The organism is Nocardia sp. NPDC052001 (assembly GCF_040680615.1).
Classification (GTDB): domain Bacteria; phylum Actinomycetota; class Actinomycetes; order Mycobacteriales; family Mycobacteriaceae; genus Nocardia.
Window position 1 is genome coordinate 241230 of record NZ_JBFAXC010000007.1, and the last position, 23454, is coordinate 264683.

Genomic DNA, 23454 nt, shown 5'->3' on the forward strand with positions numbered 1-23454 from the left:
TCGATGACGGCCACCCTCGATGCTCCCGCGCGATCCGCCCACTGGTGGCGGACCGTGCCGTGGCGCACGATAGCGCGATTCCTGCTGGTGCTCGCCTGCACCGTGGGAGCGTTCTGGAACCTGTGGGCCGAGCTCATCGAGGATGTGCGGCAGGGTTCGGATATCGGTTTCGTCTTCGCGCTGCCGGTGCTGGCATTGTTCGCGGCCATCGGCATCGCACTTCGGCATCAGGATGAATTGCCCATCTACGACCGGCAATCCGACATCATCGTCGGCTTGCTCGGGCTGGCGCTGACCGCGGCGCTGGAGGGGCTGCTGGTGCTGCGGTACCGGTACGAGTACGAGGTGCTGCACCTGGATCTGCTCGCCGCGCCGCTGTTCCTGATGAGCGTGAGCATTCTGATGTTCGGGTTGCGGCCGGTATTCCGGTTCTGGCCCGCCTGGCTGCTGTTTCTGGCCGGATTCCCGTGGTTCTACCGGGGCACGGTGGTGCTGTTCGGTGCGACCAAGCTCGCCGAAGGCGTAGCGGCACTGATGTTCGCATCCATCGCGGCGGCCGTCGCGGCCGGGCGCACCTGGCGGCGGGCGTTGGCGGCGGCGGCCGGGGCGGTCGGGGTCGGCGCGCTGGTGCTGGCGGTACTCGCTATCTGGTTCCCGCACGCGCATCAGCTTGTCTACCAGCTGGTTCCGCCGGTGGTGGCGGTGTTCGCGGTGTCGGCGATCATGTATCTGGACCAGCGCGGCTGGTCGCATGTGCGCCCGTTGAATCGGCCGGTACGGCCGCTCACCGCGGCGCAGTCGCGCAGCGCGGCGGTGACCGCGGTGGTGGCGGCGGCACTGTTCGCTATGATCCCGGTGCCCGAGGAATACAAGGTGCCCAGTCCGGTCGTTCCGGGATTGGTCATCGCGCACGCCCCCGCCATACCGGGCGGCTGGACGCTGCTGGGTGAGCGCCAATACCCCTGGGCCTCACAGTTTTACGGTCCGCACACCACCTGGGTGCGACAGCGGATTCGGGCCGATCGCGGTAATCCGGAGTGGGACAAGGAATCCCGCCGCCGGCGGATCGTGGTCGATGTGCTGCGCTCGGACAGTCCGCACAATGTAGACCGGTATCCGCAGTTCACCATGTACGAGCTGCATCAGCCACGGGTGACAGGCGGTACGCAGGTCGATCTCGGGCACGGGGTGATCGCGCGGCTCAATACCGTTCTCGATGATCAGCGACTGCTGAGCTGGAGCTTTCTGAGCTGGAACTGGCAGGGCGAGGGCGGAGCGGAGCGGGTCAGCCTGATCGCGGCCGATAATCATCTGCCCGACGCGGATTTCCCCCGGCCCGAACCGTGGGCGCTGAGCAATCTGAACAATCTGCTGCATCAGTTCCTGCGCGGGAACGCGGTCAATGTCGACCCCGATTCGGATCTGCAGCATGTCGATCTCGAGCTCAAGGACGGCGAGATGCTGATCTCGGTCGGTCGTGAGATGGTGCGGATCGGGGCGGGCGGATGAGCGGCGAACTACCCGGCCTGGCGACCCCCGAGGAACGTGAGCACGCGCTGCGCACGGCGGTACAGGGGTTGCGGGAGAACGATCCCATGGCCTCGGCCTCGGTGGCTTTTCTGCCGTGGCAACGCAATACGGTGCTGGTGGCGGTGGCGATCGTACTGGTGTGCGCGGTCCTGGCACCGCTGACCACCCTGACCGTGCTGGTCGCGGTGTGCACACTGGGGTATATCGCGGTGATCGTGGATCGGGTGCTGATCTTCACCCGGGGTATGGCGCGCGATGCCATTCTCACCGTGAGTGATGAAGAGGCGCTGGCGCTTTCGGATGATCAGCTGCCGCCGTACACGATCCTGGTGCCCGCCTACGGCGAACCCGAGGTGGTCGGTGATCTCATCGCCGCGCTGAACGGTCTGGACTATCCGCGCGATCGGATGCAGGCGCTGCTACTGCTCGAAGAGGATGACGCGCCGACCATCGATGCCGCCCGCGCGGCCGGAATCGGCACGGCCGGAAGCGAACACATCACCATCGTGCTGGTGCCCGCCGCCGATCCGCGCACCAAACCCAAGGCCTGCAACTACGGATTGCACGCCGCCACCGGCGATATCGTCACCATCTACGACGCCGAGGACATTCCCGATCCGCTGCAATTGCGGCGGGTGGTGGCGGCGTTCCGGGGTCTGCCGCGCTCGGTGGTGTGCGTACAGGCCAAGCTGGCGTTCCACAATGCCCGGCAGAATCTGCTGACCGCCTGGTTCACCATGGATTACGGGCTGTGGTTCGGCTTCCTGCTGCCCGGGCTGATGCGCAGTGCCGCGCCGATTCCGCTGGGCGGCACCTCGAATCACTTCCGGCGCAATGTGCTCATCGATATCGGGGCGTGGGATCCGTACAACGTCACCGAGGACGCCGATCTCGGGGTGCGGATCGCGGCGCGCGGATACTCCACGGCCGTCATCGATTCCACCACCCTGGAAGAGGCGAATCCGGATCCCATCAACTGGATTCGGCAGCGCTCACGCTGGTACAAGGGCTATTTGCAGAGCTGGCTGGTGCATGCGCGGCGGCCGGTCCAGCTGTGGCGCAAGATCGGCCCGGTCAGCTTCCTGCGGTTCACCCTGATTCTGGCCGGGACGCCGATCATCGCGTGCCTGAATCTGCTGTTCTGGTTCATCACGCTCACCTGGATTTTCGGACAGCCCTGGCTCATCGAGAAGCTGTTCCCGGCGGCGGTGTACTTCCCGGCGCTGATCGCGCTGGTGCTGGGCAATGCGGCGACGGTGTACATGAATCTCATCGCGTGCCGGGAGAACGATCGGCCGGATCTGCTCTGGGCGTGCCTGTTGTCTCCGGCCTACTGGGTGCTCATGGCGGTGGCCGCGACCAAGGGGTGCTGGCAGCTGGTGCGCAATCCGTCGTACTGGGAGAAGACTTTTCACGGTTTGGGCACCGCGAAGGAGACGGCCGAATGACCGCGGTGCGCACGGCCCGGATGATCTTCGCGGTATCGGCGGTGCTGTATCTGTGCGTGGGCGGGCTGCTCACCGCCGGACGAGGTTATCTGGCCGGTGACGCGCTGAGCCGGGTGGCGGCCACCCAGGCGGCGATTCTGAGCCGGGATCCCCACCTGTCGGCCATCGGATTCGTGTTCACACCGCTCACCGCGCTGTCGCAGTTGCCGTTCGTGGCATTCGCGCAGTGGTCGGTGGGGATCACCCGGTGGGGTCTGTCCGCGGTGCTGATGACATCGCTGTTCATGGCGGGTGCGGTGACCATGGTGTGGGGTATCGGCGGGGATCGCGGTGCGCCGCACTGGCTTCGCATCGTCATCACGCTGGTGTTCGCGCTCAATCCGATGGTGGTGTGCTACGGCGGCAATGGGATGAGCGAGGCGCTGTTCCTGTTCTGCCTGTGCTGGGCGGCGCGGCGGCTGATGCGCTGGGTGCGCACCGACGGGGTGCACGATCTGGTGGCCACCGGTATCGCGCTGGGGCTGGGATATCTGACCCGATACGACGCACTCGCCCCGGCGATGGGCGCGGCGGTGCTGGTGTTCGGGCTCAGCTATTACCGGCGGCGCGCGGCCGACCATCGATTCGCCGGGGCCGCAATGGATCTGGTGCTGGTGACGGCCCCGGTGGTGCTGGCCTTCCTGGTGTGGGCGGGGACCAGCTGGCTGATCACCGGGCAGGCGTTTCAGCAATTCACCTCGCAGTACGGCAATTCCGCGATTCTGGCGCAGTCGGGTGCGGGCGGGCCCGGGAATCCGATCGCGGCGATGCAGTATTCGCTCGGGGCCACGCTGATCCTGGCTCCGTTGCTGCCACTGCTGATTCCGATCACGGGCGCGCTGGGCATTCGGCGGCGGGATTGGCAGGTGGCGGTGCCGATGCTGCTGTTCGGGTCGGTGCTGGCGTTTCAGATGCTCAGTTACGCAACGGGTTCCACGTTCGCGTTCCTGCGGTTCTATATCGCGGCGATTCCGCTGGCGGCGATTCTGGCCCTGCTGATCGCGCCCGCGCACGGTTTCCCGCCGACCAAGCGGGCCGGACAGTACGAGGACCGCGAGCCTGCCGCACCGCTGATCGCCACTCGCGCCTGGCGACCACTGGCGGGCGCGGCGCTGGCGGCCATGCTGTTGATCGCGACGGTGCCGGTCACGGTGCTGGGCATGAACAATCAGCTGATGGCCGTGCAGGAGTATTCGCTCGAGGCGGTGCTGTTCCCGAACCCGGACAATGTGTCCGCCAAATACAACGATGAGGTGCGGATCGCCGCGACCTTCCGCACCGAGCGGCGGCTGGCCGAATACCTCGACGCACTGGACCTGCCGCGCGGTGCGGTGGTGATGGACACCGTGTACGGATTCGCGGTACTGGTCGCCTCGGAGAAGCCGGATCGGTTCGTCATCCCCTCGGATCGCGATTTCGTGCGGGTACTGAACCGGCCGCTGGATCGCGGGGTGAAATACATTCTGGCGGTGCCGAATACCGGTCGCGGCACCTCCGACGCGGTGAACCGGCGCTATCCGAGCATGTACGAGAACGGCGCGCAGATCGCCACTTTGGAACTGGAGATCCCCAATGACGGTGCGGGACAGCCGGATTGGCGGCTGTACCGGGTGATCGGCAGCTGACTACTGGCCCAGGGTGGTGTGCTGGGCGACCACCGGCCAGAGCGGATCATCCGGACCGACATCGTAGGTGCACTCGTCACGCCGGGGGTCGGGGACGAAAGCCCAGATGAGCGCGCCCGCGGTACCGGCCCGGCGCTGACCGTCCATGCGCCGCACCATGATCTCGGCGCGCTTGTCCAAGGTGTCGCAGGAACCGGCGTATTCGCCGATCTCCCCCACCAGCAAGGGTTTTCCGAGTTCCCGGGACTGCGCGATGCGACGGGCCAGACCATTGGCCGCGTCACCGGGGAGCGGGTTGCCGTCCTCGGTGTAGTCGTGGAATTCGGTCACGTCCACATTGCGCGATCCGCTGGCCACGCTGAACGCGTCCCCGGCGATACCGCATTGACTGCCGCCGACGTATCCGGCGAAGAGCAGGCGCTGAGGATCCAGGGTGCGCACGATATCCCCGGCGTCGTCCATGAACTTGCGCAGGACCTGGGCGGCGTCCGCGGGGCAGGTGCGATGCCGCAGATCGCAGCGGTTGCGGTCGCAATTGCTCGGTTCGGGTTCGCCGACCAGTTCCCAGCCCGCCAGCACCGGGGAGCTGCGCCAGCGGCCCACCGCGGTATTCACCCAATCCCGATAGCTCATGACCGAACGTCCGGGCACCTCGATGAGTTCGGTCCAGCCGTCCACGTACCACTGACGCTGTTTGTAGACCTCGTCACCGCAATCGCCGGTCTGCGCGGCCAGGACTGGAAGCACCATCTGCCCGTACTTCTCCGCCGCCGCGAACACCACATCGGCGGGTTTGAAATCGAGCTCGCCGGTGTCCTTGTTCACCACGAAAGCCTGGAAGAGTGCGAAGCGGGTGAGGCTGTTGGGCGGCAGGGCGCGGAAGAAGGCGTCCAGATCGACCTCGGCCCCGCAGCCGAAATTGACGGCGTAATCGGTGGCCAGCTGCGGGCCGTTGAAACCGCTGGGCCACCACGGCTGGCCGCGCAAGCGCAGCCCGTCGGGGGTGGCGGTGACCGCATTGGGTGCCGACGGCGCGCCCTGGGGTTGCGGAATGCCGCGGGCCGCACGGGGTTGCGAGGTGGTCACCACCGAATGCGGGCCGCTGTGCCCGCAGGCGACGAGCAGGCCGGTGGCCGCGAGCGCGGCCAGTAGTCGAGCGCGCGGAAAAGCCACCTGGGACATCCTCTCCGGTCCTGATCACGGCTGTGCCTACCGGCACCCTACTGCCGTGATCAGGTGAAACCGGGGAGGCTCAGCCCGCCAGGCAGCCGGGGCCGAGCAGTGCCTTGAGGTCGCCCATGAGCGCCGAGGACGGTGAAACCCGCAGGTTGTCAGCGACTTTCAGCACGGTGGTGCGCTCGCGCGAGCCGACGTGGCGGATATGCACGTCCGCGGTGCCGGGATGACTGCTGAGCACCCGCTTGAGGGCGCTGATCTTATCCGGGGTGCACAGCCGGGTCGGGATCACCACCGACATCGGCTTGTCCACGCCGATGGATGAGAGATCCGGCACCACAAGGTCATTGGCGATCAGCGAGATGCGATCGTCGCGGGCCGAGACGCGCGCCTTCACCAGCACGATGGCGTCCTCGGTGACATCCATACCGTAGACCGAATAGGACTGCGGGAAGAACAGCACCTCGATACCACCGCTGAGGTCTTCCAATTGCGCCGACGCCCAGGCCAGGCCGTTCTTGTTGACGCGGCGGGTGACACTGGCGAAGATGCCGCCGATGGTGACCTGCTGACCGTCCTTGACGTCACCGTCGAGAATGGTCGGGATCTGGGTATCGGACTGGGCCGCGAGTACATGTTCGACGCCGTTGAGCGGATGCCCGGATACGTACAGGCCCAGCATCTCTCGCTCCAGGGCGAGTTTGTGCTTGGTCTCCCACTCCTCGTCGGGGACCTTCACATTGAACACGCTCGCCATCGAATCATCGTCGTCCAGCCCGCCGAACAGGTCGAACTGGCCGATGGCCTCGGCCTTCTTGGTCGACATGACCGCGTCGATGGCATCGGAGTGCACCAGCAGCAGACCCTTGCGCGGATGCCCGAGCGAATCGAAAGCGCCCGCCTTGATGAGGGATTCGATGACCTTCTTGGAGCAGGCGGCGGCGTCGACCTTGTTCAGATAGTCGGAGAAGTCGGTGAACTTCGACTTCTCCTTGCGCGCGGCGATGATCGAGGCCACCACGTTCGCGCCCACATTGCGGACCGCGCCCAGACCGAAGCGGATATCGCCGCCGACCGAGGCGAATTCGAGCTCGGATTCATTGACGTCCGGCGGCAGCACCTGAATGCCCAGGCGACGGCAGTCGGCCAGATAGACCGCGGCCTTGTCCTTGTCGTCACCGACGGAGGTGAGCAGACCGGCCATGTATTCGGCGGGATAGTTGGCCTTGAGGTACGCGGTCCAGAACGACACCAGGCCGTAGCCGGCGGCGTGCGATTTGTTGAACGCGTATCCGGCGAACGGAAGAATGGTGTCCCACAGGGCCTTCACGGCCGGTTTGGAGAAACCGTTCTCGACCATGCCCGCTTCGAAGCCCTCGAACTCGGCTTCCAGGACCGAGGCCTTCTTCTTACCCATGGCGCGGCGCAGGATATCGGCTCGGCCGAGGGAGTAGCCGGCGACCTTCTGCGCGATCTGCATGATCTGCTCCTGATACACGATCAGGCCGTAGGTATCACGCAGAATGTCCTTCAGGGGCTCTTCGAGCTCCGGGTGAATCGGTTTGACCTCTTGCCGCCCGTTCTTGCGGTCGGCGTAGTCATTGTGGGCGTTCATGCCCATGGGGCCGGGGCGGTACAGCGCGAGCACGGCGACGATGTCCTCGAAGCCGGTCGGCTGCATGCGTCGCAGCAGATCGCGCATGGCGCCGCCGTCGAGCTGGAATACCCCGAGAGTGTCACCGCGAGCGAGCAATTCGTAGGTGGGGGCGTCTTCCAGCGGCAGCGTGTCCAGGTCCAGGTCGATACCGCGGTTGGCCTTCATGTTCACCAGCGCGTCGCCGATGACGGTCAGGTTGCGCAGACCCAGGAAGTCCATCTTCAACAGGCCGATGGCCTCGCACGACGGATAGTCCCAGCCGGTGATGATCGCGCCGTCCTGGGCGCGCTTCCACACCGGGATGGCGTCGGTGAGCGGTTCGGACGACATGATGACCGCGCAGGCGTGCACACCGGCATTGCGGATCAGGCCCTCGAGCCCGCGTGCGGTCTCGTAGATCTTGGCGACGTCCGGATTGTTGTTGATGAGTTCGCGGACCTCGGCGGCCTCTTTGTACCGCTCGTGCTCGGGATCCATGATGCCCGAGACCGAGATGTCCTTGGCCATGATCGGCGGCGGCAGCGCCTTGGTGATCTGGTCGGCGATGGCGAAACCGGGCTGGCCGAACTGGACGCGGGCCGAATCCTTCAGCGCCGCTTTGGTTTTAATGGTACCGAAGGTGATCACCTGCGCGACGCGGTCACTGCCCCACTTCTCGGTGGCATAGCGGACCATTTCACCGCGGCGGCGATCGTCGAAGTCGATATCGATATCGGGCATGGATACGCGCTCGGGATTGAGGAAGCGCTCGAAGAGCAGCCCGTGCGGGATCGGATCGATATTGGTGATGCCCATGGACCAGGCGACCAGCGAGCCGGCGGCCGAACCACGACCCGGGCCGACGTGGATGCCGACCGAGCGCGCGTAGGTGATGAGGTCGGCGACGATGAGGAAGTAGGCCGGGAAGCCCATTTCGATGATCACGTCGAGTTCGAATTCCGCGCGCGGCAGGTATTCCGGCGGAATGCCATTGGGGAACCTGCGATGCAGACCGGTCATGACCTCGTGCCGCAGCCAGCTGCCCTGGGTCTCGCCCTCGGGCACCGGGAAGATCGGCATGCGGTCGCGCGGGGCCCACACCTCGTCGTACGACTGCACGCGCTCGCCGATGAGGACGGTGTTATCGCAGGCGCCGGGGACCTCGTCATCCCAGATGGCGCGCATTTCCTCGGCGGACTTGAGGTAGTAGCCCGAGCCGTCGAACTTGAAGCGAGTGGGGTCCGAGAGCGTCTTGCCGGTCTGAATGCACAGCAGCGCTTCGTGATTGCTCGCATCGGACTCGTGCACGTAGTGGCAGTCATTGGTGGCCAGCGGCGGGATGCCCAGCTCGCGGCCGACCATGAGCAGGCCCTCGCGCACGCGGCGTTCGATGGACAGGCCGTGGTCCATGATCTCCAGGAAGAAGTTCTCCGGACCAAAGATCTCCTGCCATTTGGCGGCGGCCTCGAGGGCTTCGCGCTCCTGGCCCAGGCGCAGTCGGGTCTGCACCTCGCCGGAGGGGCAGCCGGTGGTGGCGATGATGCCCGCCGCGTGCTCGGCGATGATGTCGGCGTCCATACGCGCCCACTTGCCGAGCTGGCCCTCGATGGAGGCGAGGCTGGAGAGCTTGAACAGGTTCCGCAGCCCCTGCGCGTTCTCCGCGACCATGGTCATATGGGTGTACGCGCCCGAGCCGGAGACGTCATCGCTCTTCTGCGACGGATCGCCCCACTGCACGCGCTTGGTGTTGAAGCGGGATTCGGGGGCGATGTACGCCTCGATGCCGATGATCGGCTTGACGCCCTGTGCCTTGGCGGAGTTGTAGAACTCCGAGGCGCCGTACATGTTTCCGTGGTCGGACATGCCGACGGCGGTCATGCCCAGCCGTTTGGCCTCCTTGAACAGAGGCGTGATCTTCGCCGCGCCGTCGAGCATCGAGTACTCGGTGTGGTTGTGGAGATGGACGAATGATCCCGACGAGGCTGACACGCAGACATACTAAGCGCCCCCACCGACTGGTTTCGAAGGCACGCGGACGTGACTTGCGCGTACGGCGTTTCGCCTTGCGCGTGTCGTGCTCGAGGTCACTCTCAGGGCTGCGAAACCGGTGCGGAATCGGACACTTCGAGCGGTGCGCCCGCCTGCGCCCGCGAGAGCGCGACGGTCGCGACGCACATGACGAGGACGGCCACGATCACGAACGCGGTGCCGACCGGACCGCTGCGCAAACGCTCATCCAGCACGGTGATCCCGACGAACGCGGCGACCAGCGGTTCGGCGATCGTGAAGGCCGGAAGGCAGGCGGCGAGCGATCCGGCCTGATATCCGCGCTGTTGGAGATACACGCCCCCGACTCCGGTGAGCACCAGCACATAGATCTCCCAGCTGGTCAGCGCCGAGCTGATCGACTCCCCGAACAACCGGGTCACATTGGCGGTCAAGGCCGCCGACACACCCACCAGCGTGCCGCCCGCACCGCCGAGCAGAAGCGCCCGCAACGCAGGCGTTTTCACCACCCGCGCGCCGATGACCCCCGCCGCCACCACCCCGAACACCAGTCCCAGCGGCCACAGCCAGCGATGCCAGGGTGCGTTGTCCAGCCCCTCGGTCGGATCGCCGACGATCAGGAACACCGCCAGCGCCACCGAGAGCGCCAGGGCGTTGGCCCACATGCTCGGCGTGGTCTTGCGCCCGCTGTAGCGCGCCGCCATCGGCAACGCGAACACCAGCGCACTGACCAGAATCGGCTGCACGATGAGCACCGATCCCAGCGCCAGCGCCGCGACCTGGAACGCGAATCCCCCACCGTCCCCGATCATCCCGGCCCACCATCGCGGATTCCGGACCAGCGCCCGCATCAGCCCTTCGCCCTCGGGCACCTCGGCGGCGGCGCTCTGCTGCGCCACCGCCGACACCGCGAACAACAGGGCCGCGATAAACGCGCAAATCACCGCACCGACAGGAAGCTGCACGCCCCCAGTCTGCCGCGCCCGGCTTTCCCCGTTTGAACCGGCGCGCTCGGTGGCGGATGATCACGCACTGAACTCGTTCGAGCAAAGGGAATTCGTATGTCGCCGTCCGACCGCAGCACGGACGGTTCGACCGTCTACTACATCTCGCAATCGCGCCTGCTGGTTCCGCTGCTGTGTGCGGTGGCGCTGGTGATCACCGGGATCGCGATGGTGGCGTTCGGCGGGGTGAAGGCGGTCATCTGGGGTGCGCTCGCGGTGCTGTTCTTCGGGTTCTGCGCCGTGCTGCTCGGAGTTCAATTCGTGCGCCGCAGCCCGCAGTTGACGATCTCCTTCCAGGGGCTGGCCTTCCGCAATCGCAGCCTCGGCTGGCATGAGATCGAACGAATCCGGCTGCGCCACACGGGCCGTCAGCACGCCCTGGAGGTGCTCCCGCACCACATCGAGAACCACACCGCCGGGCTGTCCCCGGCGGGCCGGCTCCTCGCCCAGAGCAATACCGCGCTGGGCTACAGCCCCCTCACCATCACCGCGCAGACCCTCTCGGTCTCGGTCGACGATATCGCCCTCACCATCCGCCGCTACTGCCCGACGCTGCGGATCGAGGATCTCCGCGGCTGAACTCCCTTGTTCGGCAAGGGCTCTCAGGCGGCTCGGCGGGCCGGGGTCTGGGCGGTGCGGCGCGTTGATCGAGCGCCCCGCACCGCCAGCGGCAGCACCCATGCCGAGGCCAGTTGGTCCGTGTAGAGGGCGGTCAGGGAGAGACGGTTATGGGTGAAGCCGACCGAGAGGCCGGTGTTGGGGTCGGCCCAGCCGAAGGAGCCGCCGAGGCCGATATGGCCGAAACCGGCTCGGGCTCCGGGGATCGGCAGGGAGTGGTAGCCCATATGCCAGAGCATGGGGATGTAGAACAGGGCGTGATCGAGGGAGTAGGTCTCGATGTGGCGCATGGTTTTGATCGTCTGCGGTGACAGGAAGCGGCGGCCGTTGTACATGCCGCCATTGGCGAGTGCGCCGTACAGGGTCGCCAGGCCGGTGGCGGTGCAGACGCCGTTTCCGGCGGGGAGTTCGGTGTCGAGAATGGGCGGGGTGTCGCCCTCGAGGAAGTCCTCCAGGCCGGGGAGGAACAGGGCCCGCGAGGCCGCGCCGAGTGCGCCCGGGAACGAATAGGCGCGGCCCAGGACCAGCGAGATATAGGTGGTGCCGACGAACGCCAGGCGGCCGCCGTGCATGGTGGCGGCGGTGGTGGCCGAACCCGCCGGTGGCCTGCCGAGGTGGATGCCGGTGGTGCCCAGGGGTTCCGCGACCTCGGTGCGGAAGAGTTCGGCCATACCGCGGCCGGTGACGGCGCGGGCCAGACCGGCGAGCAGCCAGCCGTAGGTGAGCGCGTGGTAGGTGGGGGTGCCCCGCAGATGATCGGGTTTGGCGGCGGCCAGGCGCTGTTCCATCAGCCGGTGATCGAGGATGTCGTCCAGCCCGGCGGCGATATCCGGCAGGCCGGACAGCCCCGCGCGATGGGAGAGCAGCTGGCGCACGGTGATTCGCTCTTTGCCATTGGCGGCGAATTCGGGCCAGTAGTAGGCGACCGGGGTGTCGTAGTCGATGAGGCCGCGATCGGCGAGGCGGTGGATGACCGTCGCCGCAATGCCTTTGGTGGCGGAGAACACGATCGCGCCGGTATCGGCGTCCCAGGCGGTGCCGGGCGCGGATTCGCCGATCTGGATGTCCACCAGCGGGACACCGCGCAGATGCACGGTGAGCGCACCGCCCGCACCGGGCACCCCGCCCATGAAACGGGCGAAAGTCCGTACCAGCGGACCGAATTCGGGGGTCGCGTAACCGCCCATGCCGGTGGGTAGATCCGCGAGATCGAGGGCGATGGCGACGTTGCTCATCGATCCACGGTAGAAGCGCGCGGCGCGCCGGGCAATGGGATGACAGCGAGAGTTACCCGCGAGTGCCCAGTGGTTATGCGGGGTGTCGAATCGGTAATGCGGGTGTGACCCCCGCGTACGCTGGGCGGCATGCGAGCCCTGCGGTCTCTTTCACTGAGTGTGCTGGTCGTGGTCGCCGTGGCGGTGGCGGGCTGCGCGTCGAAGAACGACGCGCCCGCGACGCCCGCCGGGGTCCCCGGGGACTGGCACGGAAATATCGAGATCCCGGATCAGCCATTGCCGGTCGGGGTCACCTTCACCGCGGATGGCAAGGCCACCATCGACATTCCGCTGCAGGGAGTGACGGCGCAGGAATTGGGTGCGGTGAAGACCGATCCGGATCAGGTGGCGTGGACCATCACCGGATTCCCGGGCACGCCATCGTTCAAGGGCAAGTTCGACAAGGGGTCGGACACCATCAAGGGCGAGTTCAGCCAGTCCGGTGCTACGTTCCCGCTGAATATGACGCGCGGCAAGATCGCCGGATTGAATCGCCCGCAGGAGCCGAAACCGCCGTTCCCGTACAACTCCGAGGATGTCAGCTATCGCAGCGGCGATATCACCATCGCGGGCACACTCACCGAACCGCGAAGCGCCGGACTGCATCCCGCCGTCGTGCTGATCACCGGCAGCGGACCGCAGGATCGCAATGAGGAAATCGCCGGGCACAAACCGTTCCTGCTGATCGCGGACACGTTGACACGCGCGGGATATGCCGTGCTGCGCACCGATGACCGGGGTGTCGGCGGTACCGGGGGCAAGATCGACCAGGCGAATTACGATCAGCTCGCCGATGACGTGGCCGCCGGAGTGAGCTTCCTGCGCGGCCGTTCGGAGATCGACGGCAAACGCATCGGTGTGCTGGGCCACAGCGAGGGCGGCTACCTCGCACCACTGGCCGCGGCCAAGCCGGACAGCGGTATCGCCTTCGCGATTCTCATGGCGGGGCCGTCGGTGCGCGGATCCGAGGTGCTGATCGAACAGAACCGGCTCATCCTGGCCGCGGGCGGCGCGACCCAGGAACAGGTCGACGCGCAGGTCGCCTACATCACCGGACTCACCGAGGTGATGCGCGGCGGCGATGTGGAAGCCGCGCGGAAATACGCGCACGCGCACAATGATTCACTGCCCGCCGATCAGCGCAGCAAGGATGACGTGCTGGACAGCACCATCACACCGAGCATGCTGGCACTGGTGAATTACGATCCCGCCCCGGCGCTTTCGGCGCTGCGGATCCCGGTGCTCGCGGTATACGGCGGCAAGGATCTCCAGGTGCCGTCGGCCCAGAACGAAGGTCCGGCGCGCACCGCGCTGGCCGCCGATCCCGATGCCACCGTGCACGTCTTCGACGGCCTCAACCATTTGATGCAGCCGACCAAGACCGGTTTGGTCTCCGAGTACGGGACCATCGAGACGACCATCGATCCGGCGGTGCTGGATATGTACACCGCCTGGCTGACCCAGCGCTTCCCGCCCAAGCGCTAGCGCCCTGGCGCACCGGATATTTCCTTGGAAGAGTGAGCGTATGGGCATCTACGAGAACCAGGTTCTCCCCCGGATCATCGATCTGTCGTGCGGATCGGCGATGCTCGATCCGGTGCGCGAGCAGACCTGTGAGGGCCTGCACGGGCGGGTGGTCGAGATCGGGTTCGGATCGGGACGCAATGTGCCGTTCTATCCGGGCGCGGTGGATTCGGTGACCGCGGTGGAGCCGGTGGATCGCGGCTGGCAAATGGCGAGCAAGCGGGTTGCCGCCGCGAACGTCCCCGTCGAGCGGGCCGGACTGGATGGACAGTCACTGCCGTTCGCGGACAACAGTTTCGATTCGGCGCTGTCCACCTGGACGCTGTGCACCATTCCCGACGCACAGGCCGCGCTGGCGGAATTGCGGCGGGTGTTGACGCCCGGCGGGACACTGCATTTCGTCGAACACGGACTCGCACCGGATGCCGGTGTCCAGAAATGGCAGCATCGCCTGAACCCGGTACAGCGGACGCTGTTCGGCGGCTGCAATCTGAATCGCGATATTCGCGCGATGATCGAGGATTCGGGTTTCGAGATTCGCGAAGTGGATCGCTTCTACGAGAAGATGGCCCCGAAATTCATGGGCGCGCTGTCACGGGGCGTGGCGATCTCGGTGTGAGCTCGCCGACGCCCCGCGCCCGGTACTACGTCTGGGGCCAGCCGCCGTACGGAACGGTGATCAACTCCATGTAGTGGCCGTTGGGATCGGTGAAGTAGATACCGCGGCCACCGTCATTGTGGTTGATCTCGTTCTCGGCCTGCATGCGCGGATCCGCCCAGTAGGTGAGTCCGCGCTCCTGAATCTTCTTGTAGGCCGAATCGAATTCGTCCTCCGAGACCAGGAAGGCGTAGTGCGTGGGGTGGATGCCGCCCGGGATATCCGGCGGGCTCTTGGCGAAATCGAAGGTGACGCCATTGTGTACGGGCAGCGCGATGAACGGACCCCACTCCGCCCCGACTTCCAACCCGAGGATATCCGCCCAGAATTCGGCGGTCTCCCGATTGTCCTTGCTCGCGACAATGGTGTGGTTGAACTGAATAGTTATCGGAATTCTCCTGTGTCCGTGGCGATCCCGACCCTGGACCGGTGCAAGTCGGCCGACAGGAGCACCGCCACACCCTCGAAACTAACCAATAAACAGCCAATCCGCAAAATTTCTTTTCCGGGGGTTCGGGGGCGCAGCCCCCGGCGGGGGCCGGGGGCAGGCCCCCGATTCCGGGGGTCCGGGGGCAGAGCCCCTGGGAAAATACAGCTACTATTTCTGCGCGGATGCTGAGGCCGAGAAGGTGCTGAGCAGGCAGATCACGCTCTGCGGGAACTGCTGGATGCAGACCTGCCCCGCGACATCGGCATTCTGCGCGGGAGCCTCGTCGAGCGGTACGGCCGAGGCGGTGGCGACGGCGGTCAGCGGCGCGAGCAGCAGGGCGCTCGCCAGGACTCCGGCACGGAAACGATTGCGCATGAGGATATTTCCTTCCAGGACGGTGACGGGGTGCACCACCCGTTTGCAGGATAGTGATATGTGGACATTTCAGACAGGGGCGGAATACTCCTGTTCGGGACGCCCGGTGCTGCCGTAGCGCAACTGCATGCGCAGGCCCCCCGTAGCCACCAGGGTAGCGAGATACCGCTGCGCGGTGGCGCGGGAAATTCCGATGGCGGCCGATACCTGTGCGGCGGACATGGGCGCGGTGGCACGCTGGACGGCTTGCAGGACAAGGTCTTTCGTCGGCGAGGCGACCGCCGCCGCCTGGGACGCGGCACTGCTCGGCAGCGCACTGGGCCGCAGCGCCAGCAGCGCCGCATCGACATCGGCCGCCCCGATCTCCGGGGCCGACAGGATGCGGCGGTAGCGGGCGTAACCCGCCAGCCGGGCAGCCAGCGCGGCATGATCGAACGGTTTCACCAGATAGCCGAGCGCACCCGCCGCCAGCGCCCCGCGCACCGTCTCGGATTCGGTTGCGGCCGTGAGCATCATGGCGTCGAACCGAATCTCGCGCACCAGCTCCACCCCGGAACCATCGGGCAGATAGACGTCGACCAGCGCCAGATCGAAAGCGGCCCGCTCGATCTCAGCCCGCGCGGCGGCCAAGGTGTTCACGACCGCCCCGACAGTGAATCCCGGTAGCGCCGAGACGATTCCGGCATGCATATTCGCCACCCGGAAGTCATCATCGACCACCAGGACCTTCAGTTCTCCGCGGCCCACGCCGGTTCTCCCTCGATCAGCACACCCGGTAACCGGGCAATGAACTCCGCTCCCCGCAGCGGTCTTTCGGACTCCGTCGACTCCCCCGCACCGGATTCCCCGGTACTCGCGGCGACGCCACCCGGATGCGCGAGCCGAACCTCGCCCCCGCGCGCCCGCGCCACCTGACGGGACAGCGCCAGCCCCACCCCGCGCCCGCCCGGCACCTCGGCACCCGTACGAGTCGAAACGCCCTCGGCGAAAACCGATTCCACCAGCTCGGCCGGGACGCCACCACCATTGTCGGCCACCGCGATGTGCAGGGTCTCCCCCTCCTGCATCAGTTCGACCTCCACCGTCGGCGGCTCGTCGGCGACCACGGCCGCCGAGAGGTCCATCTCCGTACCGGATTCGCCGTCGGCCCGCTCACGCGCGGCCTCGATGGCGTTGTCGAGCAGATTCCCCAGAACGGTCGTGACATCTACGGGCGCAGCGAGATTCGCGGTCACCCAGGTGTTGGGGCCGAGGCGGAGGTGGACGCCCTTCTCGCGGGCGTGGGCCGCTTTGGCGGAGAGGAAGGCTTGCAGGTAGGGGTCGGCGACGGCGTCGATACCGGGCAGGGCCGCACCGAGGGGACCGGAGCCGAGGAGTTCGTCGAGGTAGTTCGCCGCTTCGCCGGAGCGGCCGGTGTGCAGTAGCCCGCTGAGCAGGTGCAGGCGGTTGGCGAATTCGTGGCGCTGGGCGCGCAGCACGGTGCTCATGGAACGGACCGCATCCAGTTGGCGGGTAAGGGATTCCACATCGGTGCGGTCGCGCACGCTCAGGACCGCACCGAGCGGACGCCCGTCCCGGGTGACCGCGCGGGCGGTGACGACGACGATGCGCTCCCCCACCGCGGCCTGCATGGGTTGGCCGTCGGCGGACCGGAAGGCTTGCAGCACACGGGGAGTCAGGCCGATGGCGTCGATATCCGCGCCGGGTGCGGCGGTGATGCCGAGCAGGCGGCGGGCCTCGTCATTGATGACGGTGACGCGCCAGGCGGCATCGGCGGCGACCACGCCTTCACCGATGCCGTGCAGCACGGCGTCCTGTTCGCGGACCAGTTCGGCGAGTTCCGACGGTTCCAGGCCCAGGGTCAGCCCGTGCCAGCGACGAGCCAGCAATACCGATCCGGCGATACCCGCCAGCAGTGCGCCGCCGATCAGCAGTCCGGCCCGGCGCAGATCGCGCAGCAGCTGTTCGCGCACGGCGGTGGTGGAGATGCCCACGCTCACCTCACCGACCACCCGGCCGGTACCGCGTTCGAGCACAGGCACTTTCGCGCGCACCGATTCACCGAGCGTGCCGTGTTCGCGAATCACCACCTCACCGCCGGCGAGTGCCTTGGACGGGTCGGTGCTGACCATCTCGCCGAGCCGGGTGCGATCCGGATGCGCCAGCCGCAGGCCCGCGTCATCGGTGATGACCACGAACAACGCTCCGGTGCGCAGCCGAGCGTCATCGGCGATATGCGCCAGTTCGCCGTCGGCGAGCTCGTCCTCGAGTTGCGGTCCGGTTGGCAATGCGGAATTGCTATAGCGCGCGACCTCGGTCCGCACCACCTGATCCGAGGCGACCGTGCGCGCGATGGCAAGCGCCCTTTCGCCGTACTCCCCCGACAGCCGCTGTCCGCTGACGTACGCGAATACGCCGAATGCCAGGCCCAGCGTCAATCCGACCACCGCGACCTGCAACAGCACGATCTGGGTTCGGAGACGAACCGAGCGGGGGCCGAGCGAGAACACGGGCGACAGTGTAGAGAACCCCCGGCAAACGCATGAGCAGAATGCGCGAAACGTCCGAATCGCTGCTTGTGCGGGTAGCGCGCACAACCGGGTCCGGTGTGACCGGGGACACGTAACTTCTGTCCAACGCCGCAGGGACGCGGCAGGAATACAGGAGTGGCAATGACAGATCCGCTGATTGAGCTCAGGGGCGCGACCAAGCGCTTCCCGGGGACGAACGGTGGCATTCACACCGCGGTGCGCGACCTGAACTTCACCGTCGCACCCGGCGAGTTCGTCGCCGTGGTCGGCCCGACCGGCTGCGGCAAGTCCACCACGCTGTCGCTGGTCTCCGGACTCGAACCCGCCTCGGCCGGAAGGACACTGGTGCGCGGCGCGGATGTGCGCGGCATCCCGGACGGCGTCGGCTACATGTTCCAGCAGGACGCGGTGCTGCCGTGGAAGACGGTGCTGGACAACGTGGCCCTGGGCCCGGCCTTCCGGGGTGTGCCCAAGAAGGCCGCCCGCGAACGCGCCGCCGCCTGGGTGCGCACGGTCGGTCTCGCCGGATTCGAGGGGTACTACCCGCATCAACTGTCCGGCGGTATGCGCAAACGGGTGTCGCTGGCGCAGACCCTGGTGAACGATCCCGAGATCATTCTCATGGATGAGCCGTTCAGCGCGCTGGACGTGCAGACCCGCCAGCTCATGCAGGACGAACTGCTGCGGGTGTGGTCCGGGACGAACGCGGCGGTCATCTTCGTGACGCACGATCTGGAGGAGGCCATCGCCCTCGCCGATCGCGTGGTCGTCATGACCGCTTCTCCCGCAACGGTATGCGGTGATTTCACGGTGAGCCTGGAGCGGCCGCGTGATGTCGAGGAGGTGCGGCTCACCGAGGAGTTCCGCGATCTCTACAAGGAAATCTGGGAAACGCTGCGCGATCAGGTCGAGGCGGCGCGTAGTGAGGGAGCCTCCCGTGTCGCTTGATGTCCTACCGCAGAATGTCGCCGCCACACCGGTTTTCGAATCCGAGGAGCAGATCCTCACCCGGGTGCGTAATCAGGCACGCAAGAACAAGATTCGCACGTGGAGCCTGCGCGCCCTGCTGGTCGTGCTGTGGCTGGGGTCCTGGGAGCTGACCGCCTCGCTGTGGATCGATCCGTTCTTCTACTCCAAGCCCTCGCTCATCTGGGACCGGCTCGTCGAATGGTTCACCGAGGGCACGCAATTCGGCTCCATTTGGTTGCAGCTCTACACCACCGTGCAGGAAGCCGTGCTGGGCTTCGTCATCGGCACCGTAGCCGGTGTGGTGCTGGGTGTGCTGCTGGGCCGTAGCCGGTACTGGGCCGATGTGCTCGCGCCGTTCATCAAGGCGCTCAACGCCGTTCCGCGCATCGTGCTGGCATCGCTGTTCATCATCTGGTTCGGCCTGGGCCTGAGTTCCAAGGTGGCGACCGTCGTGGTGCTGGTGTTCTTCGCGGTGTTCTTCAACGCCTTCACCGGTGCTCGCGAGGTGGACGGCAATGTGATCAACAATGCCCGCATCCTGGGCGCGTCCAAGCGCCAGGTGCTCACCTCGATCGTGCTGCCGAGCGCCACCACCTGGATTCTGTCCAGCCTGCACACCGCCTTCGGTTTCGCGCTCATCGGCGCGGTGGTCGGTGAATACGCCGGTGCCAGCAAGGGTTTGGGCCTGCTCATCTCGAACGCGCAGGGCACCTTCGACGCGGCGGGCATCTACGCGGGCATGATCGTCATCACCGTGGTGGCGCTGGTCGCGGAATGGATCATCGGCCTGGCCGAGGGACGCCTGCTGAAATGGCGTCCATCGCAGGCGGCCGCGGGCCACGGCGGGATGTGAGCATGCGCTACCGCAAGAGCCTGGCGCTCATTCTGCTCGCCGTCTCCTCGCTGCTGCTGGCGACCGGCTGTCGTGACTCGCGCACCATTCCGACCGCGAACGGGCGACCGCAGCTCACCATCATGGTCGGCGGCCTGGAGAAGGTGATCTACCTGCCCGCCATGCTGACCCAGCAGCTCGGCAATTTCGAACGCAATGACATCGATGTGAAACTGCTCGGCGAACAGTCCGGCGCGACCGCCGAAACCGCGCTGCTCACCGGCGATGTGCAGGCCGTGGTCGGATTCTACGATCACACCATCGATCTGCAGGCCAAGGATCAATGCCTGCGCACCGTGGTCCAATTCGCCGATGTGCCGGGCGAAGTGGAGCTGGTGTCCACCGCGGACGCGGGAACCATCCGCTCCCCCAAGGACTTCGCGGGCCGCAACCTCGGCGTCACCTCGCTGGGATCCTCCACCGATTTCCTCACCCAGGCGCTGGCCGGGCAGGAGGGGTTGAGCACCTCGGACTACACGCGGGTGAAAGTCGGTGCGGGACAGACTTTCATCGCGGGTATGAACCACAATGGCATCGACGCGGGCATGACCACCGATCCGACCGTCGCCAAGATGGTCAGCTCGGGTGATGCCCAGGTGCTCATCGATATGCGCAATGAACAGGGCACCCGGGCCGCGCTGGGCGGACTGTATCCGGCGGCCTCGCTGTATATGCGCTGCGAGACCGTGGACAGCCATCCGGAGATCGTGCAGCAGCTGGTCACCTCGTTCGTGCAGACCCTGCAGTGGATCAAGGCGCATTCACCGCAGGAGATCGCGGCGAAGATGCCATCGCAGTACGCGGGCGGTGATCCCGCGCTGTATGTGAAATCGGTCAGCGATTCGATCAGCATGTTCAACGGTGACGGGCTGATGAAACGCGAAGGCGCGCAGAACGTGCTGCGGATTCTGGGGCAGTACTCGCGCAATGTGAAGCCGGTGCGGGATCGCATCGATCTCGATGCCACCTACACCAATCGGTTCGTGGAACAGGCGCTGCGGCCCACCGCGCAGTAGCGCCCGATCCGAAAAGCCCCGTGCGAACGCGCATCCGATGAGGGGGATGCGGGATTCGCACGGGGCACTTCGATGTTCGGACGCCGGTCAGCCGTAGCGGGCGTCCCGGCCGGGAGGTTCATCGCGAATGCTCTTGCCCGGATGCTGATTCCGGCGCTCCCGCTGCCCGCGCGCGATCTCGGTGGCGAGCGCGTCCAGCGGTTGCGCGAACGGCTGCACGGTCAGCGCCGCGAGCCACTCGCGGGCCGCCCGGGTGGCCTCGGGATCGATGGCGTAGATCCGGCGGGTGCCCTCGGCGCGCACGGTGAGCAGTCCGGCCTCGCGCAATACCTTGAGATGCTGGGAGACCCCGGGCTGCGAAATCGAGGTGAACCGTTGCGCCGCGGCGACAATCGCCCCGGCGGGCAGTTCGCCCGCACCCACCAGTTCCAGGATGAAGCGGCGCACCGGATCGCCGAGGGCGTCGAAGATTCTCGCCGGGGATATCGCCATCAGGATTCCGCGCTGCCCTCCGGCTCGACCGTGTAGAAGGTAATCGTATTGTCCCGCGCCGCGCGGGCGACGGCGGGATCGTCACCGTCGGCGATAGCGGCCGCCGCCCAGCCCTCGGCGGCCGCGCTCACGAATTCGATGCCGGGCGGGGTGGTCGGAAAGGCCAGTCCCGCAGCCGGATCCACCGATTCGCCGGAGTCGATGTGCAGCCCCAGGGCCATCAGCGCCAGATCCCAGCCGACACCGACCGCGCCCGGGCCGTACTGCGTCCAGAATCCCGGATCCACCAGTGCCTCGTGCACCAGTTCCAATGCGGTGCCGTCGCCGTCCGGGGTGAGGCCGATGGTCAGCCAGGACATGGCCGGGCCCATTTCCCAGGTCACCGCGAAGCGCTCCGGAGCCTCGCACTCCTCGATGAGCCCGCCCGCATTGCCCTGGGTCTGATAGCGGCCGCCGGGCTTCAGCTCACCGGTCACCGGCAGGAACCAGCGCGGCAGCCGTTCCGGATTGGTGAGCGCGTCCCAGAGATCGGCCTGATCGGTTGCGTAGACGCGGCGGGCGACGGCGGTGCGGGTCGGCTTACCGTCCCGCACACCGGTGCGCACCTCGCGCACGACCAGTCCGGCGACGGCGATGGGGTCGTCGAGCAGGGCCATATCATCCTCCTTTATATAAGTTCGAACTTATACTACCCGGCGTCGAGTTGGCTCGCCGCTAACCTGGCCGCCATCTCGCGATGGCATCTTGATCTCGTGCACAAGGTTCTGCCCGATACCTGGTTCCACCGCCTGTGCGCGGGCATCTCCGACCGCCTGCCGTTCGGGCTCGAACGCTTCGCGCCACCGACCGTCGTGGGGTATCTGCTGATCAGCGCGGTGTGCTTCACGGCAGACATGATCGCGCTCACTCTGTTGCACGGCACCCTCGGCGCACCGCTGCCGGTCGCGGTCACCACGGGCTACATCACCGCGTTCGGTCTGAGCTATGTGCTGAACCGCACGCTGAACTTCTCCTCGCACGCCGCGGTCGGACCGCAACTGACGGTGTACGTCGTGGTCGTGGTGGTGAACTATCTGGTCTTCATCCTCGGCGTCACCAGCGGATTGGCCACCGTGGGCGTCGACTATCAGCTCGCCCGGGTGGCGGGCGGCATCGGCGAGGGCATCTATATGTACGCGGCTATGCGCTGGCTCGTCTTCCGCGGCGCAATGCATCGACCGTGAAGATGGCCAGGGCCAGCCAGATGAGCGCGAACCCGGCCCAGCGCGAGGCGGGCATATCCTCGTGACCGATCGCCACACCCCAGGTCAGCTGTAGCGCCGGGGTCAGATACTGCAGGATTCCCATGGTGGACAAGGGGACTCGCGGCGCTGCCAGTGCGAAGCACAGCAGCGGTATCAGGGTGACCGGGCCGGAGATCATCAGCAGCGCCGAATGCGAGACGCTGGAACCGAAAGTGGCGTTACCGGTGACGGCGAGCACCACCACGGCGATAACGGCGAACGGCGCGGCCGAAATGCCTTCCGCGGCAAGGCCGGGCAGGGCATCGAGCCGGATCACCTTCTTGATCAGGCCGTAGGTGGCGAAGGAACAGGCCAGGATCAACGCGATCCACGGCGGGCGGCCGTAGTCGATGGTCAGCACGATCACCGCGGTCGCGCCCAGAGCCAGTGCGAGCCACTGCACCCGGCGCAGCCGCTCCCGAAAGATGATGACGCCGAACGCGACCGTCACCAGCGGATTGATGAAATAGCCGAGCGCGCACTGCACGACCTGTGCGGACATGACGCCGTAGACATACACGCCCCAATTGATGGACAGCGCAAGCGAAGCCGCCGCCGCCAGCCACCAGGTGCGGGCATCGATACCGCGCAACTCGCGCAGCCGGCCGGAGATCAGCAGGAGTAGCAGCGCCACGCCCAGGGTCCACAGAATCCGCTCGGCCAGCACCTCGACGGGGCTCGCGAATTTCAGCAGGCCGAAGAACGCGGGAAACAGGCCCCACATGAAGTACGCGCCGAATCCGAAGGCGACGCCCACCTGACCCGCCGAACGCCCGGTGCTGACACGGCTGGATCGTGCGGCATCCGCCTCGGCGGCGGCGGGTCTGTCTGGCACCCATCAACGTTAGCCTGTGCAACGACCAGGCGACTATCGGATATTCGCCTTATAAGTCCCGCTTGCCGACGCGCTTCCGGCTCACCTGGGCA

21 protein-coding genes are annotated in these 23454 nt (G+C 66.5%); 10 read left to right on the plus strand and 11 right to left on the minus strand.

The window, feature by feature from the left end; all coding sequences use genetic code 11:
- Window positions 1–3 precede the first annotated feature (3 nt).
- The 3 genes from AB0L82_RS30090 to AB0L82_RS30100 are packed head-to-tail and all read left to right on the plus strand — an operon-like array spanning window position 4 to window position 4642.
- Window positions 4–1509: a hypothetical protein gene (locus AB0L82_RS30090; protein ID WP_364643519.1), complete on the plus strand. Its 1506-nt coding sequence runs from the start codon at window positions 4–6 to the stop codon at window positions 1507–1509.
- Window positions 1506–2978, plus strand: a complete 1473-nt coding sequence (locus AB0L82_RS30095; protein ID WP_364643522.1) for a glycosyltransferase — start codon at window positions 1506–1508, stop codon at window positions 2976–2978. The genes AB0L82_RS30090 and AB0L82_RS30095 overlap by 4 nt, the downstream gene beginning before the upstream one ends.
- Window positions 2975–4642, plus strand: a complete 1668-nt coding sequence (locus AB0L82_RS30100; protein ID WP_364643525.1) for an ABC transporter — start codon at window positions 2975–2977, stop codon at window positions 4640–4642. Before AB0L82_RS30095 ends, AB0L82_RS30100 begins: the two co-directional genes overlap by 4 nt.
- Here the strand turns inward: AB0L82_RS30100 and AB0L82_RS30105 are convergent, their stop codons facing one another.
- The 3 genes from AB0L82_RS30105 to AB0L82_RS30115 all read right to left on the minus strand — a co-directional run bounded on the left by AB0L82_RS30105 (window position 4643) and on the right by AB0L82_RS30115 (window position 10426).
- Window positions 4643–5815: a beta-mannosidase gene (locus AB0L82_RS30105; protein WP_364643528.1), complete on the minus strand. Its 1173-nt coding sequence runs from the start codon at window positions 5813–5815 to the stop codon at window positions 4643–4645.
- A 79-nt stretch (window positions 5816–5894) separates the two neighbouring features.
- Window positions 5895–9443 (minus strand): DNA polymerase III subunit alpha, encoded by a 3549-nt coding sequence (dnaE, locus tag AB0L82_RS30110; protein WP_364643531.1) that lies wholly within the window; start codon window positions 9441–9443, stop codon window positions 5895–5897.
- A 101-nt stretch (window positions 9444–9544) separates the two neighbouring features.
- Complete coding sequence (locus AB0L82_RS30115) at window positions 9545–10426, minus strand: DMT family transporter (protein WP_364643534.1); 882 nt, start codon at window positions 10424–10426, stop codon at window positions 9545–9547.
- A 96-nt stretch (window positions 10427–10522) separates the two neighbouring features.
- Between AB0L82_RS30115 and AB0L82_RS30120 the strand changes: the two genes are divergently transcribed.
- Window positions 10523–11044: an STM3941 family protein gene (locus tag AB0L82_RS30120; RefSeq protein WP_364643537.1), complete on the plus strand. Its 522-nt coding sequence runs from the start codon at window positions 10523–10525 to the stop codon at window positions 11042–11044.
- Between the two features lie 23 nt (window positions 11045–11067).
- Here the strand turns inward: AB0L82_RS30120 and AB0L82_RS30125 are convergent, their stop codons facing one another.
- Complete coding sequence (locus tag AB0L82_RS30125) at window positions 11068–12318, minus strand: serine hydrolase domain-containing protein (protein WP_364643540.1); 1251 nt, start codon at window positions 12316–12318, stop codon at window positions 11068–11070.
- 129 nt (window positions 12319–12447) lie between these two features.
- Between AB0L82_RS30125 and AB0L82_RS30130 the strand changes: the two genes are divergently transcribed.
- Entirely contained in the window at window positions 12448–13842 is a 1395-nt protein-coding gene (locus AB0L82_RS30130) for an alpha/beta fold hydrolase (protein WP_364643543.1), read from the plus strand.
- Between the two features lie 16 nt (window positions 13843–13858).
- A complete protein-coding gene (locus AB0L82_RS30135) occupies window positions 13859–14500 on the plus strand; it encodes a methyltransferase domain-containing protein (RefSeq protein WP_364644198.1) in 642 nt (213 codons plus the stop codon).
- Between the two features lie 25 nt (window positions 14501–14525).
- Here the strand turns inward: AB0L82_RS30135 and AB0L82_RS30140 are convergent, their stop codons facing one another.
- The 4 genes from AB0L82_RS30140 to AB0L82_RS30155 all read right to left on the minus strand — a co-directional run bounded on the left by AB0L82_RS30140 (window position 14526) and on the right by AB0L82_RS30155 (window position 17854).
- Window positions 14526–14927 (minus strand): VOC family protein, encoded by a 402-nt coding sequence (locus AB0L82_RS30140; protein WP_364644201.1) that lies wholly within the window; start codon window positions 14925–14927, stop codon window positions 14526–14528.
- A 210-nt stretch (window positions 14928–15137) separates the two neighbouring features.
- Window positions 15138–15383, minus strand: coding sequence for a hypothetical protein (locus AB0L82_RS30145; RefSeq protein WP_364643546.1), 246 nt, complete (start codon window positions 15381–15383; stop codon window positions 15138–15140).
- A 30-nt stretch (window positions 15384–15413) separates the two neighbouring features.
- Window positions 15414–16091, minus strand: a complete 678-nt coding sequence (locus tag AB0L82_RS30150) for a response regulator (protein ID WP_364643549.1) — start codon at window positions 16089–16091, stop codon at window positions 15414–15416.
- On the minus strand, window positions 16073–17854 hold the full coding sequence (locus AB0L82_RS30155) for a sensor histidine kinase (protein ID WP_364643552.1): 1782 nt from the start codon (window positions 17852–17854) through the stop codon (window positions 16073–16075). The genes AB0L82_RS30150 and AB0L82_RS30155 overlap by 19 nt, the downstream gene beginning before the upstream one ends.
- A gap of 162 nt (window positions 17855–18016) precedes the next feature.
- Between AB0L82_RS30155 and AB0L82_RS30160 the strand changes: the two genes are divergently transcribed.
- From AB0L82_RS30160 to AB0L82_RS30170, 3 genes are read left to right on the plus strand one after another with little or no spacing between them, the layout of a single operon-like run.
- On the plus strand, window positions 18017–18823 hold the full coding sequence (locus AB0L82_RS30160; protein WP_364643555.1) for an ABC transporter ATP-binding protein: 807 nt from the start codon (window positions 18017–18019) through the stop codon (window positions 18821–18823).
- A complete protein-coding gene (locus AB0L82_RS30165; RefSeq protein WP_364643558.1) occupies window positions 18813–19697 on the plus strand; it encodes an ABC transporter permease in 885 nt (294 codons plus the stop codon). The genes AB0L82_RS30160 and AB0L82_RS30165 overlap by 11 nt, the downstream gene beginning before the upstream one ends.
- Before the next feature lie 2 nt (window positions 19698–19699).
- The gene (locus tag AB0L82_RS30170; protein WP_364643561.1) at window positions 19700–20752 is read left to right on the plus strand and encodes an ABC transporter substrate-binding protein; all 1053 of its coding nucleotides are present in this window, start codon (window positions 19700–19702) and stop codon (window positions 20750–20752) included.
- A gap of 87 nt (window positions 20753–20839) precedes the next feature.
- Here the strand turns inward: AB0L82_RS30170 and AB0L82_RS30175 are convergent, their stop codons facing one another.
- Together AB0L82_RS30175 and AB0L82_RS30180 are read right to left on the minus strand one after the other, a co-directional pair.
- Window positions 20840–21244, minus strand: coding sequence for a metalloregulator ArsR/SmtB family transcription factor (locus AB0L82_RS30175; protein ID WP_364643564.1), 405 nt, complete (start codon window positions 21242–21244; stop codon window positions 20840–20842).
- Window positions 21244–21900 (minus strand): SRPBCC family protein, encoded by a 657-nt coding sequence (locus AB0L82_RS30180; protein ID WP_364643567.1) that lies wholly within the window; start codon window positions 21898–21900, stop codon window positions 21244–21246. The genes AB0L82_RS30175 and AB0L82_RS30180 overlap by 1 nt, the downstream gene beginning before the upstream one ends.
- 96 nt (window positions 21901–21996) lie before the next feature.
- Between AB0L82_RS30180 and AB0L82_RS30185 the strand changes: the two genes are divergently transcribed.
- A complete protein-coding gene (locus AB0L82_RS30185) occupies window positions 21997–22467 on the plus strand; it encodes a GtrA family protein (protein WP_364643571.1) in 471 nt (156 codons plus the stop codon).
- Here AB0L82_RS30185 and rarD read toward each other — a convergent pair.
- A complete protein-coding gene (gene rarD / locus AB0L82_RS30190) occupies window positions 22424–23284 on the minus strand; it encodes an EamA family transporter RarD (RefSeq protein WP_364644204.1) in 861 nt (286 codons plus the stop codon). The genes AB0L82_RS30185 and rarD overlap by 44 nt on opposite strands.
- Window positions 23285–23454 lie beyond the last annotated feature (170 nt).